This window comes from Lysinibacillus sp. EB106-09-02-XG168 (genome assembly GCF_058791475.1).
Genome location: NZ_JBYTDN010000003.1, coordinates 1,020,984 through 1,034,282, shown reverse-complemented (window position 1 = coordinate 1,034,282; position 13,299 = coordinate 1,020,984). Strand labels below are relative to the sequence as shown.

At 36.1% G+C, this 13,299-nt stretch carries 10 protein-coding genes; 1 reads left to right on the top strand and 9 read right to left on the bottom strand.

Translation table 11 applies throughout. The annotated features are described in order from the left end of the window. Positions 1 to 1,350: 1,350 nt before the first annotated feature. The 5 genes from AC3WSO_RS05795 to AC3WSO_RS05775 are packed head-to-tail and all read right to left on the bottom strand — an operon-like array spanning position 1,351 to position 6,981. Positions 1,351 to 3,138: an oligopeptide ABC transporter substrate-binding protein gene (locus AC3WSO_RS05795; RefSeq protein ID WP_492529476.1), complete on the bottom strand. Its 1,788-nt coding sequence runs from the start codon at positions 3,136 to 3,138 to the stop codon at positions 1,351 to 1,353. 13 nt (positions 3,139 to 3,151) lie between these two features. Then, a complete protein-coding gene (locus AC3WSO_RS05790) occupies positions 3,152 to 4,054 on the bottom strand; it encodes an ABC transporter permease (protein WP_492529474.1) in 903 nt (300 codons plus the stop codon). Between the two features lie 26 nt (positions 4,055 to 4,080). Continuing rightward, positions 4,081 to 5,043 carry an oligopeptide ABC transporter permease gene (gene opp4B / locus AC3WSO_RS05785; protein ID WP_492529472.1) on the bottom strand — a complete coding sequence of 321 codons (963 nt, stop codon included), beginning with the start codon at positions 5,041 to 5,043 and terminating at the stop codon, positions 4,081 to 4,083. A gap of 2 nt (positions 5,044 to 5,045) precedes the next feature. After that, positions 5,046 to 5,990 (bottom strand): ATP-binding cassette domain-containing protein, encoded by a 945-nt coding sequence (locus AC3WSO_RS05780; RefSeq protein ID WP_492529470.1) that lies wholly within the window; start codon positions 5,988 to 5,990, stop codon positions 5,046 to 5,048. A 1-nt stretch (position 5,991) separates the two neighbouring features. Further along, entirely contained in the window at positions 5,992 to 6,981 is a 990-nt protein-coding gene (locus AC3WSO_RS05775; protein WP_492534256.1) for an ABC transporter ATP-binding protein, read from the bottom strand. Between the two features lie 1,163 nt (positions 6,982 to 8,144). Here AC3WSO_RS05775 and AC3WSO_RS05770 point away from each other — a divergent pair. Further along, on the top strand, positions 8,145 to 9,674 hold the full coding sequence (locus AC3WSO_RS05770) for a cardiolipin synthase (RefSeq protein WP_492529468.1): 1,530 nt from the start codon (positions 8,145 to 8,147) through the stop codon (positions 9,672 to 9,674). 606 nt (positions 9,675 to 10,280) lie between these two features. On the opposite strand, the gene pyrE is transcribed toward AC3WSO_RS05770, so the two are convergent. The 4 genes from pyrE to AC3WSO_RS05750 are packed head-to-tail and all read right to left on the bottom strand — an operon-like array spanning position 10,281 to position 13,298. Beyond that, positions 10,281 to 10,910 (bottom strand): orotate phosphoribosyltransferase, encoded by a 630-nt coding sequence (gene pyrE / locus AC3WSO_RS05765; RefSeq protein ID WP_079559797.1) that lies wholly within the window; start codon positions 10,908 to 10,910, stop codon positions 10,281 to 10,283. A gap of 2 nt (positions 10,911 to 10,912) precedes the next feature. Further along, complete coding sequence (gene pyrF / locus AC3WSO_RS05760) at positions 10,913 to 11,617, bottom strand: orotidine-5'-phosphate decarboxylase (RefSeq protein WP_492529466.1); 705 nt, start codon at positions 11,615 to 11,617, stop codon at positions 10,913 to 10,915. After that, a complete protein-coding gene (locus AC3WSO_RS05755) occupies positions 11,614 to 12,528 on the bottom strand; it encodes a dihydroorotate dehydrogenase (RefSeq protein ID WP_492529464.1) in 915 nt (304 codons plus the stop codon). The genes pyrF and AC3WSO_RS05755 overlap by 4 nt, the downstream gene beginning before the upstream one ends. After that, complete coding sequence (locus tag AC3WSO_RS05750) at positions 12,525 to 13,298, bottom strand: dihydroorotate dehydrogenase electron transfer subunit (RefSeq protein WP_492529462.1); 774 nt, start codon at positions 13,296 to 13,298, stop codon at positions 12,525 to 12,527. Before AC3WSO_RS05750 ends, AC3WSO_RS05755 begins: the two co-directional genes overlap by 4 nt. Position 13,299: the final 1 nt, after the last annotated feature.

The following is a 13,299-nucleotide window of genomic DNA, read 5'->3' as shown; positions in this document are numbered from 1 at the left end:
TTTAAGAGTTTTTACTTAATTACTGTTGCAATGTAGTAAGTTAGATGCCGCGTGTTAAGCAATATCTTTTTTTACATAAAAATTACTTTTAAAAATCCTATTAAATCAATTATGCCTCTACATAGCTACGTCCAGAATTGACTTTGTGCTTAGACCTATATAAGTGCAAACACGATGGCGGTCATTTCGGTAATACCACAGCGACGTCTGTAGCTAACGTTTTGCTTTCGATACCAAAACATTTGCCACGAGGAGTTAATTTAATATTCGGAAAAAATCAAATAAACTTATTTCAAAATCATTTCAATATAAAAATCATCAAAATAAAAGAATATCAATCTCTCCTTTATAAAGAAATTTTAGATAAGTTCCAAATGAAATAATATTCTGATAATTAAGTGTAATATCATTTTAGCTACAAATACCATATTTAATCAAGTGAATTTTTACATTTCTTATATTCTTATATACAAATTAATCCATACAACTATTCCAATTTCACTCAATAAATTTGCATTTTTCTTCAATGAGTATTTTGTTGACTTCCCACTTTATTGGTTTAAAGCACTACTTTTTTATTATCACAATATACCAAATAATCATTTATTCCTTTTACTTTTCCTCATGAAATCTACATTTATTCGGTTTAGGTTTTTAAATGAATTTTAACTGAATACCATAAAGTATGGTTGATTTCCATTCCAATCAAGCGCTTTCCTGAGGATGTACGATTGCGCTACAGGGTCTCAACTATGACGCTGAACTTTTTCATATTTTACCATTTTTACATCTTTCCCCTAATAACTATTAATAAATAATTTTTTCTATTAACACTTCAACGCCTTAAAGCTAGAATTATTACGGAAGACAAATAATTTAATTCAACTATTTGTTACGGACATCTACTTATTTTTTTGTAAAAAATAAATTAATTTCTCGACATAAAATAGCTAATAATTCTGGATTCTGTTTTAATTTGATGAATGAAAAGGACTTTGATTTGACTATATAGCTCTTTATTGTCGCATTATGTAATTAACCAAAGCAATAATGTGATATCGCAACGTATGCTTTTTCTTGCCCATTTTAGTTAATGTACGGTCCTACACTTTAAAACAGACCTACATACAATATTTAGGTTTCCTTTGATCGTGCGGACACATATTGAAAAGTAACTTAAATACGCATTCATTACACTACCTATAGAGGTGGGAGACTCCTGTAACTGACACTGGGCTTTCTGTACAGAAAACATTTGCTGAAAGAAGTTGAAACAAACGTAAAAAAACTGTAGGAAATTCTTGTTAAAGAATTTTCCTACAGTTTTACACTCTCACACTTATGTGCTATTTAGTTTTTTAATGGAGCATCTGCAGTTAACTCGATTTCATGGTATTGAGTTTCATTTGCATAGTCAACATTATAGTTTTTTACACGTTTATTAACAGGAACGATTTCAGTAATTGCTACAGTTGGAATTGTTGTAGCTTGTTCAAACATATACTCTTCAAACTTTCGGAATGCTTCTTTTCGATGATTTATATCTATAGATTCTTTAGAATCAATATCATCTAAAATTGCAGTTAATTCAGGTGATACAAAACGTGAGTAGTTGAATAATGCACCCTCACCATATAATCCTTTTGGAGATGGATTTGTTCCTGTACCCCAAGCACCAAAGAACATTTCAATCTCTGGATCGTCTTTTTTAAGCTTATCACTAAATGAGTTAAACTCCATTAGACGTCCAGTGGCCAATTCAACATTGATGCCTACCTCTTTCCAGTTTTGACGGTAGTATTCAATCGTAGATTCTAGAACATCCGTACCACCTTGTGCGCCTAATTTGATTGTAAATGGTTTACCCTCTTTGTCTTCACGAATACCATCGCCATCAACATCTTTATAGCCTGCTTCATCTAATAATTGTTTTGCCTTTTTAGCATCATACGTGAAGCCTGGCATATCTTTTGTATGGAATGATGCGAATGCCGGAGGAATTAACGTTGTCGCACGTGTATGAATACCATTACTTAATTTTTCGTTAACGCCTTCTACATCGATTGCATAGGCTAATGCTTGACGTAATTTTGGATCATTTAATTTTGCATTTTTATCTGTTATGTTATTTCCTTTTGCTTTATCAAATTTACCTAGCTTGAAGCTCAAATAGTTATAAGCTAATTGTGGGCGTGATAGGATTGCTAAGTTCTTTGAATTTTCAATTTGTGTAATCTTTGAACCTGGGAAACCCCCAACAGCTATGTCGTAGGTTCCTGAATTTAATGCTTTTGGTAATGTTTCTGGGGAAACTACTTTTACTACAACACCGTCAAGTTTAGGTTCACCCTTCCAATAAAATTCATTTTTAACGAATTTTACTGACTCACCATTAACAATTTTATCGAACTTGAAAGCCCCTAGAGTTACTGGATTTACACGTACCGCATCAGAGCTGATCATTTCTTTCACCGGAATATCTTTTAATTGATGTTTTGGTGCAGCCGAGTCCCTTAATCCATCACCACCACTATAAATTGCTGGTGAAATTGATTTAAACGAAATTTCTAATGTATGATCATCTACTCGTTTTAAACCTGAAATTGTATCTGCTTTCTTATCATGGTACTCTTCAACACCGATAATATTTTTAAAATCATCGTCATAACGAACACCTTCATAATCAGGGTGACCGATAATTTCATAAGGGAAAATAACATCGTCAATTGTAAATGGCTCTCCATCAGACCATTTTACATTTTCACGAATTTTTACAGTTGCTTTATTTGCATCTGGGTCAACCTTTAGACTTGCAAGACCTGTATCTGTTAGTAAAAAGTCACCGTCATTGTCAAATAGAATGTTACTTGCAAATTTCATAATCGATGAATCATTGGAATCTGAGGAGAATTCCAGTAAAAATATACCTTTGAACGGTGATGTAGATGGTAAAGCCGCTTGTAACACACCACCTTTAATCGGTTCTCCTTCATTTTCTACTTCCATTGGGAAACTACGAGTTTTCTTATCAGAATCCTTGTCATCTTTTGAAGATTCTTTGCCTCCTCCACTACATGCTGCTAGTGCTAAAACTAGTGTCAATAGTAAAGTGAGCAGAAAATAACTTTTTTTCTTCATTTACCTTTCCTCCTTAACCTAATCGTTGTCTTGAGTCAGCCGCACGTCGTAACGCTTGACCAACATAATTTATACCAAGCATCATTACTAAAATAAATAATGCTGCGGGTAACCAAATCCACCATTTATCCACTAAAATCTCAGGATCTCTTGCATAGCTTACTAGAGTACCTAAACTCGGTGTTGAAGGTGGTAAGCCATACCCTAAAAATGAAAGCCCTGTTTCAGCACCCATATTACCCGCTAGACTTAATGTTAAGTTAACAATAATAATGGAGCTTAAGTTTGGTAGAACTTCTCTAAACATAATTTTGAAGTCACTTGTGCCCATCGTTTTTGAAGCACTTACATAATCTCGACGAGCCTCAGTTAATGTTTTACTACGTATTAACCTTGCCTTCCCAATCCAAGCAAACATACTTAATAATATGACGATGTGGATCGGTGAATATTTCTCTAGTGTTGAAACAATGGCAATCGTAATCATAAAACTAGGTAAAATCATAATGAAATCCATAATTCGCATAATAGCAAGATCAACTTTACCTGCGTAATAGCCAGTGATTAAACCGATAACAATACCGATAACTGCTGCAATAATCGTAATACATATAGCAATAATTAAAGAGTTTTTCGCTCCGATAATTAATTGTCCAAAAATATCACGACCTGCATCATCTGCACCTAAAATATATCCATCAACACCTGGCTCCGCAAAGCGACCTAGTAATTTAACTTTCATTATTTCGTCTACATCAATAATAAAACTAGCAATAAATACCGCTACTATTAATAATGTTATAAATACTAATGAAAACATCGCTAATTTATCTTTTTTAAACTCGCGCCAAACAACTTGGAAACCTACAGCTGGGCGATGTTGTTCTTCTAATTTTTTCTCTTCTGTTTTATCCATGTAAAGTCACCTCTATTCTTTGCAAGTTAGTCGATACGAATTCGTGGGTCTACAATGCTTAAAATAATGTCTGATAACATACTTCCAAGTAACCCCAAGAAACCATACAACACAATAAGTGCTGTAATTACACTATAGTCACGACTCGCAATTGAAGACATGAATAGTTCTCCCATACCTGGATAACTAAAGATTGTTTCAATAAAGATTGTTCCGCCTAATAAGCCTGTAATAGTGAACCCAAGCCCCGCCGCAATCGGAATTAATGAATTACGGAAAATGTGACGTGTATATACTTTATTCATTGGTAAACCTTTACTACGTGCTGTTTTAACATAGTCTTGATTTTTAGAATCAATAATCTCTGAACGTAAATATTGAATAATTGTATACGTCCCCAAAACCGCCATCGTAATAGCAGGTGTAATAATATGATACAATTTATCCCAGTAGTAAGAAAAAGTACCTTTTTCTATTAATACATCTACTGAACCTGATGTTGGAACCCAGCCTAATTTATAGCCGAATACATAAATTAAAATTAAACCAAACACGAACGAAGGTATTGCCATACTTAAAAAGTTATAAAACACGATTCCTCGGTCTAATCGAGAATCTTGATAACGACCTGCTAGAAGCCCTAATGGAATAGCAATTAAATAAGTTAGGACCATTGCAACTAATGATAAGTAGAAAGTATTGAGTGCTCGTTCACCAATAAGTGATGTTACACTGCGCTGATATGTGTAGCTTTTACCTAAGTCGCCATGTACTGCATTTGACACCCATCTGGCATATTGTTGATACCATGGGTCGTTTAAGCCCGCTGCTTCGCGTAACTCTTCAATACGGTTAGGATCTGTCTCTGGTCCCATTAAACCTGTAAATGGGTCGCCTGGCATTAGCTTAGCAATAATAAACACTAACATACTTAAAATAATAATTTGTGGAACCATGATGATGACTCTTCGAAGAACCGTTTTCCACATAATCACATTCCTCCTTCAATCGACGCCAATGCAACAGCATGTGTATCTGAAATTGATTGTAAAGGATAAACTTTTCCGTCTTTATCAAAAAATTTATGCTGATTTTCTTTATAATACTGACTTACTTTTAAGCGCTCTTGCTTACGTTCTACACGTGTTTCAGGCTCAATATCTGGAATTGCAGATAATAAACGGTGTGTATAAATATGACGTGGATCATTATATATATCTTCTCTTTGGCCTTTTTCTACGAAGCGTCCTCGGTACATAATATTGATTTCATCACACATATGCTTTACAACACCTAAGTCATGTGAAATGAATAAGTACGTTACGCCAAATTCTTCTTGTATATCTTGCATAAAATTTAAAACTTGTGCTTGTACAGATAAATCGAGAGCTGAAACAGGTTCATCTGCAATAATTAATTTGGGGCGACATGCCATAGCACGTGCAATACCCAATCGTTGCTTTTGACCACCAGAAAACTCATGTGGATATTTATATTGGGCATCCTCATGCATACCAACAATCGCCAAAAGCTCGTTTACTCGTTTTCGTTCTTCCTCTTCACTTAAACGCAGGAAATTTCGAATAGGCTCTGCAATAACATCACGTATACGTTTTCTTGGATTCATACTTGAATGAGAATCTTGAAAAATCATTTGTACGTCACGATTAAATCCTGATTTACCACTACGACGCATTTTCGTTACATCTTGGCCTTCATAGATTATTTGACCCGATGTTACTTTCTCTAAACCAATAATCGCCTTACCTGTTGTCGATTTACCACATCCTGATTCTCCAACAAGACCATAAGTTTTTCCTCTTTCAAACTCCATACTAATGCCATCTACCGCATAAACATGATCTACAATGGTATTGAAGAAACCACCACGGATAGGATAATGCACGCATAAATCTTTAATTTGCATAAAGCTCATATTATTTTCCCCCATCCTTCTTAAAGTGAAAGTCTTTCCAACACGTGCAACGAACAAAATGTTCTGGTCCAACCTCATGTAATATTGGATTTTCCTCATGGGCGCTTTCATCTATCCATGGAATACGTGGTGCAAATCGACAACCTCCACGTGGCAAATTAAATAATGAAGGAACCATACCATGAATAACCTCTAACTTTTCATTTACCTTATGGGATTGAGGAATAGAGTTCAGTAACGAACGTGTATATGGATGTTTAGGATTTCTAAATAATTCAATAACAGATGCTTCTTCGACAATTTGTCCAGCATACATTACTGCAACACGATCTGCTACTTCAGCTACTACACCTAAGTCATGGGTAATTAACAAAATGCCTGACTCAGTTTCTATTTGTAATTCTTTTAATAAATCTAGTATTTGCGCTTGAATCGTTACATCTAATGCCGTTGTTGGTTCATCTGCAATAATAAGAGGTGGCTTACATGCAATCGCTGTCGCTATCATTACGCGTTGTCGCATACCACCTGATAATTCATGCGGATATTGCTTATAAATACGTTCCGGGTTATGTATACCTACTTGCTGTAATAACTCCATTGCACGCTCACGGCGTTGTGCTTCATTTAAATCCGTATGGTATATAAGCGGTTCTTCAATTTGGAAACCGATTCGCTTTAACGGATTCAGTGCTGCCAGTGGATCTTGGAAAATAAAACCGAAATCACTTCCGCGTAACTGGGTATATTGCTGCTCCGTTATATCTACCAAATTTTTACCTTTATATAATATTTCACCTTCAATTTTTGTGTTGATAGGATTATGTAACCCAACAATCGATGTAGCTAAAGTACTTTTACCACAACCTGACTCACCTACAATTGCAAGCACCTCATTTTTTCGAATGCGCAAATCAACACCATCTACTGCAGCGAAATATTCATCTGCTCGCCGAAAGCTTGTACGTAAATTATTAATCTCAATAATCATTTCATGATTATTTGTCACACGATTACCTCCCTATCAAATCAAAAAAAAACAACTTATTAAGAGCCACATTCAATTTAAATGAATTTGCTTTTGTTTACTTAATGTTTTCATCACCGCGGATTTCAATTTTCAGAAAAATCAAAACGGTTTTATCCTTGAATATAATTAGCATCTTAATTCATATAAATTTTTGTCATTAATAATCACTCTCATTTCCAAACTATTATTCCAACAAAAGAATTATCTGACAATTTTTCATATCATTATTTTATCTAGAAATAATATATTAAATCAAGTGAATTTTAAAATTATTGTAAAAATAAATACATTTTCGACTTTACATCATCATCAAAATCATTAGAAATCGAGTTCATTTTTTTATATTATTTATTATTTCATTTCTCAACATTTAATTACAATTAATGCAAAATAATAGTTAATTATTTATAAAAATCTATTTTTATTCCCTAAAAACAACATAATTATATTGATAATAAATATTTATTACTTAATTAAAAATAATTAATATTATAAAATACACACATTTCATTATATTAGAATAATATTAAACCTCTATTTTTTTTCAATAAAAAAATACATACCTCTTACAATTCAATTATAAATTTTTTAATATTAGTTTCTCGATAAAATTATTTCAATGTTACAAAGATTCTAAATATTCTTTACATCAAAAATGGCAAATATAACGCTTAATGAATTGTTAATTATTATTTTCCGTTAAGTTGATTTATCATTTAGGAGAATTACTATTGAGAAAATCCAACTTCTCTCAGCAACTATTTTTTGTAACATAAGTGAAACAGCAGTTACAAATGTTTTCTGTAGCGAAGCAAAGCGTCTGCTACAAATGTTTTCTGTAGCGAAGCAAAGCGTCTGCTACAAATGTTTTCTGTGCGAGTGCGTAGCGGTAGCAACAAATATGCCGAGTTATATTTGCACTAAAGGGTTCAGAATGATCCTATTAATGATTTTAGATTCATAGTAGAGGAACAATTGTTATTAGCTATATAGATTTGCTCATTACTTACAATATCCGTTAACGTGGAAGTGTCTATATTGTAAATAAAAAGAAAACATTCTATGATACAACTATTAAAGTACAACTTCTAAAAATTAAAAAGAATAGGTGAAAATGTATACATATGAAAAATCGCGTTGTCCAATTGCTATTTGTATTTACAATAGCAGCAATTATGCTCATATTTTTAAATAAGTCCATTATTCCCTTATCTACCTTAATCGGCTTACTATGGCCTATCACACTTATTGGGATTGCCTTCATTATTTTTATTGAAAATCGTTCCCCGCAAAGTACATTGGCTTGGTTTTTAGTATTAACCATTCTCCCTGTTATCGGTTTACTTTTGTACTTACTATTCGGAAGAAGTCGCTGGAGAAGAAAGAAACATTTATCTCGTTCAGAAGAAAAAAGAAAGGTATTTCGTGAACTTTTAGCAGGAAGAAGTTTTAATTTAGAACCCTCTTGCCCTTTAAATGAACGATCCACCTATTTAGCACGAGTTATCCAAAAATTTGGCGGCGGTCCTCTTGCTAATGATACAGTAACAAAACTCTTAACAAACGGAGATGAAACATTTACTGAAATCCTACAAGCGATTGAAAATGCTACACATCATATTCATATTCAATACTATATTTATCGTTCCGATGAAATCGGCACTTCAATTCGAGATGCCTTAATAAGAAAAGCAAAATCTGGTGTGATCGTACGCTTTCTTTACGATGGACTTGGAAGTAGTAAATTACGTAGGAGTTTCTTACAACCAATGAAAGACGCTGGAATTGAAGTAGTCGAGTTTGATTCTATTCTTTCACCTTGGCTATTAGAAACCGTCAATTATCGTAACCACCGAAAAATTGTTATTGTAGATGGGGCAATTGGGTTTACAGGCGGACTCAATGTCGGGGATGAATATCTTGGTCGTTCGAAGAAGTTTCCTATTTGGCGTGATAGCCATTTAAAAATAGAAGGAAAAGCATTATATAAACTACAGGCCATTTTCCTAGAAGATTTTCTCTATGCCACTAGTAATTTAAATACTGAGTCTTGGAATCAATTTATGGATAACTCATACTTTCCAAGTCAAGGAACTCATCAGGCAGAAGGTGCTGTACAAATCGTTGCAAGTGGACCTAGCTCAGAAGATACAAGTATTCGGAATGCTTTATTGAAAATTATGAGCTCTGCAAAAAAGTCCATTTGGATTGCTACTCCATACTTCATTCCTGATCAGGAAACATTAACATTATTACGTTTGAGTGCTCTTTCCGGTGTAGATGTCCGTATTTTATATCCTGGGAAAGGCGATAGCATCATTAGCGATCAAGCATCCCAATCATACTTTACACCACTTTTAAAAGCAGGTGTTTCCATTTACCGCGTTAAAGATGCTTTTATGCATGCTAAAATTGTACTTGTTGATGATGAAGTTGCAACAATTGGTACAGCAAATATGGATATTCGTAGTTTCGAGCTAAATTATGAACTCATTGCAGTCCTATATGAATCTAATACGGTTCTAGATATTAAGAATGATTTTGAACAAGATTTTAAAAACTCCATAGAAACTACATGGGCAACATTTCAAAAGCGAAGTATTCAAAAACGCATGCTTGAATCTCTTATGCGACTCATTTCACCATTACTATAAATTTAAAAGGATTCACACACTGTTTTGTGTATGAATCCTTTTTTGCTTTGGACGGTGGATGTCGATAAAATTGAAAAGTTGGGTAATAAAACTTGAAAGTTGGTCGATAATTCCTGAAAGTGTTTCGATAAAACTAAAAAGTTTGAATGTCATCTTTTTGATTGGAGTGGAGGCTGGGCGACTCCTTGGGGATTAGCGATATAGAGGAACGAAGGCTAAAAGCATCACGTCCTATGATAACGCCTTCGTGACCAACATCATGTTGGCCCGAGACCCTGGAGCGAGCAAGTAGGGGAACGAAGGCTAAGAGCATCACGTCCTGTGATAACGCCTTCGTGACCAACATCCTGTTGCCCCAAGCGGCTCATCGGACTCCCCCAGGAAGCTCTGCTCTTTGCGAAAGCGAAGCGACAGCAACAACAAATGTTTTAACTGTGCGAAAGCGAAGCGACAGCAACAAAGCGCCCAGCCGGAACGGAAATCAACCCCTCGTTTTGACTAAGAACTACACTTTGTTTAATAGGAGACTTTAATTTCTTTGACGCAATAGTTTTTCAACAAACAATTGAAAAGGTGGTATGAAAAAATTCATACCACCTCTTTTAATTAAAGCTCGCCTGCTTTTAACTTTCCATGCCAGTCTTTTAAGAATGGAATGTCTCCTTCTTGAATAGCGCCTGATTCATTCGCTGCTTCAATTAAATAATCGAAATTTGTTAGCGATACATATTGAATACCTGCCTCTTCAAATGCTTGTTCAGCACGTGGAAGATTGTATGTGTAGACACATACAACGCCCAGTACTTCACAGCCTGCTGCGCGCAAGGCTTCTACAGCTGTAATTGATGAGCCTCCTGTAGAAACGATATCTTCTACTACAACTACTTTTTGTCCTGCTGCGTATTTTCCTTCGATTTGGTTACCACGGCCATGCTCTTTAGCTTTAGAGCGTACATAAACCATCGGTAAATCTAAAATATCACTTACCCAAGCAGCATGAGGTATACCTGCTGTTGCTGTACCTGCTACGATTTCTGTTGGTCCAAAGTTTTCTTTAATAAGAGATGCTAGACCGTTTGCTAATTGCTTACGAATTACTGGGTCAGAAATTGTTAGGCGTGTGTCACAGTAGATTGGGGATTTGATGCCTGATGCCCATGTGAATAGTTCTGTTGGGTTTAATTCGACTGCGCCTACTTTTAACATAGCGTGTGCGATTTCATTTTGTAATGTCATATTTATGCCTCCCATAATTCACTTACGATTTTATATGCTGCTACTGGATCTTGTGCACCTGTTACGGCACGTCCAACGACGATTAACGAAGAACCGTCACGTTTTGCGCCGTCTGGTGTTGCGATGCGCTTTTGATCGTGTGCGTCGCCACCCGCTAATCGAATACCAGGTGTCACACGTAAGAAATCTTCACCGCACACTTCAGCAATCGCTTTTGCTTCATGTACGGAGCAGACAACACCATTTAAACCAGCTTGTTTTGTTAAGCTTGCGTAATGTAATACAGATTCCTGTAGAGATAAAGCAATTTTTTGCTCTCCTTGCATTTGCTCTTCTGTTGTAGAAGTAAGCTGTGTTACGGCAATTAACGCCGCACGTTTACGCTCTGCAGGAGTACCCGCTTCTAGCCCCTCAAGTGCTGCCTCCATCATCGGACGTCCGCCTGCCGCATGAACGTTGACTAAATCTACACCTAATTTTGCTAGACCTTTCATAGCAGAGCCAACTGTATTAGGAATATCGTGTAGCTTTAAATCAAGGAAAATATCATGACCTAGATCTTTTACTTTTCGGACAATATCTGGACCTTCCTGCATATATAATTCCATACCAATTTTCACGAAAAGTGGCTCATTAAAATGCTTTAGAAAGTTGACTACTTCTGTTTCTCCAGGGAAATCTAGTGCAAGTATTGGTTTTGTATTCATGAACGGTGGCTCCTTCCGATAATTTCTGAAATATGCTCTACTCCTAATTGATCGAGCTTTGCTGGTAGATCATCAATTATAGTTGGACAAACGAAGTGATCCACAAAGTTTGCTGTTCCTACAGCAACTGCAGATGCGCCGGCCGACATAAAGTCTATAACATCCTGTGCTTCTGACACGCCACCCATCCCAATTATCGGAATATTGACAGCCTTATACACTTCATAGACCATACGAATCGCCACTGGCTTTACGGCAGGACCTGATAAGCCGCCTGTACCATTGGCAATCACCGGCTTACCTGTACGCTCGTCTAAACGCATACCAATTAGTGTATTTATCATTGTAATGCCATCTGCACCACCCGCTTCAACAGCTTGAGCAATTTCTACGATATTCGTTACGTTAGGAGACAATTTCACGTAAACAGGTACTTCAGAAACAGCTTTGACAGCTTTCACTAGCTCACGTGCAGTTGCAGGGTCTGTACCAAATTGAATACCACCGCATTTAACGTTCGGACAAGAAATGTTAAGCTCTAATGCTTTTACATTTGGTGCAGTAGAAATGCGTTGTGCTACTTCTACGTAATCCGCTGTCTCTGTACCTGCAACATTTGCAATGATTGGCACATCATACGCTTCTAAAAACTTTAATTCTTCATTCATTACTTTTTCGATTCCGGGATTTTGTAAACCAATTGCATTCAACATCCCTGCCGCTGTTTCTGCGACACGTGGAGTTGGATTGCCAGGACGTGTTTCCACAGTCGTAGCTTTAATCATAATAGCGCCAAGCTTTGATAAATCATAAAGCTGTGCATATTCTCGTCCAAAGCCAAAGCAGCCGGAAGCTGGCATTATTGGATTTTTTAAATCTAAACCTGGTAATAGAATGTTTAAACGACTCATAATGCCACCGTACCTTTCGGGAAAACTGGACCATCAGAGCATACTTTGACATAGTCTTTTGCTACCTGATCTGTTGTTTTACATACACATGCAAAACAAGCACCGATACCGCAGCCCATACGCTCTTCAAATGATAAATAACCTTCTTTTTCTGGATAGAAGCCTTCAAGTGCTTTTAACATCGGTAGAGGACCGCAAGAATAAAAGACATCGAACTCCGGTGCTCGAGACTCTAAAACATTTGTCACAAAGCCTTTAGTTCCTTTAGAGCCGTCAACTGTTACATAATGTGTTTCTCCAAGGGCATTGAATTCTTCCTCGTAGAAGCATACATCTTCCGTTTGAAAGCCAAGGACATGAATTGTTTTTACACCACGTCCGTTCAATTGCTTGGAAAGCTCGTGTAATGGAGGTACTCCAATTCCTCCACCAACTAGTAGGGCTGTGCCTCCCTCTTTTACTGCGTCTACCGGGAACCCATTACCGATCGGACCAAGGACATTGACAAGCTGCCCTTCACGATTTGTCGCTAACACTTTAGTTCCGCGACCTTCCGCGCGATAAATCATTGTAAATTCGTTGTTGTCTTTATCTATATTTGCAATACTAATTGGTCGACGTAAAAGCGGCTCCATTGAATCTGACACCTTTACATGGACAAACTGGCCAGGTGTCATATCCTGAACCAGTTCTCCACGAAGTGTCAATTCGAAAATGTTTGTCGCAATTTGCTTTTGAGAGACGACCGTCATTTTCTCTTGACGAATCATA

Bases quoted from the DNA above. Each gene is read 5' to 3' on its own strand.
- AC3WSO_RS05795 (WP_492529476.1), bottom strand. From the start codon at position 3,138: ATGAAGAAAAAAAGTTATTTTCTGCTCACTTTACTATTGACACTAGTT.
- AC3WSO_RS05790 (WP_492529474.1), bottom strand. From the start codon at position 4,054: ATGGATAAAACAGAAGAGAAAAAATTAGAAGAACAACATCGCCCAGCT.
- opp4B (WP_492529472.1), bottom strand. From the start codon at position 5,043: ATGTGGAAAACGGTTCTTCGAAGAGTCATCATCATGGTTCCACAAATT.
- AC3WSO_RS05780 (WP_492529470.1), bottom strand. From the start codon at position 5,990: ATGAGCTTTATGCAAATTAAAGATTTATGCGTGCATTATCCTATCCGT.
- AC3WSO_RS05775 (WP_492534256.1), bottom strand. From the start codon at position 6,981: ATGATTATTGAGATTAATAATTTACGTACAAGCTTTCGGCGAGCAGAT.
- AC3WSO_RS05770 (WP_492529468.1), top strand. From the start codon at position 8,145: ATGAAAAATCGCGTTGTCCAATTGCTATTTGTATTTACAATAGCAGCA.
- pyrE (WP_079559797.1), bottom strand. From the start codon at position 10,910: ATGACATTACAAAATGAAATCGCACACGCTATGTTAAAAGTAGGCGCA.
- pyrF (WP_492529466.1), bottom strand. From the start codon at position 11,617: ATGAATACAAAACCAATACTTGCACTAGATTTCCCTGGAGAAACAGAA.
- AC3WSO_RS05755 (WP_492529464.1), bottom strand. From the start codon at position 12,528: ATGAGTCGTTTAAACATTCTATTACCAGGTTTAGATTTAAAAAATCCA.
- AC3WSO_RS05750 (WP_492529462.1), bottom strand. From the start codon at position 13,298: ATGATTCGTCAAGAGAAAATGACGGTCGTCTCTCAAAAGCAAATTGCG.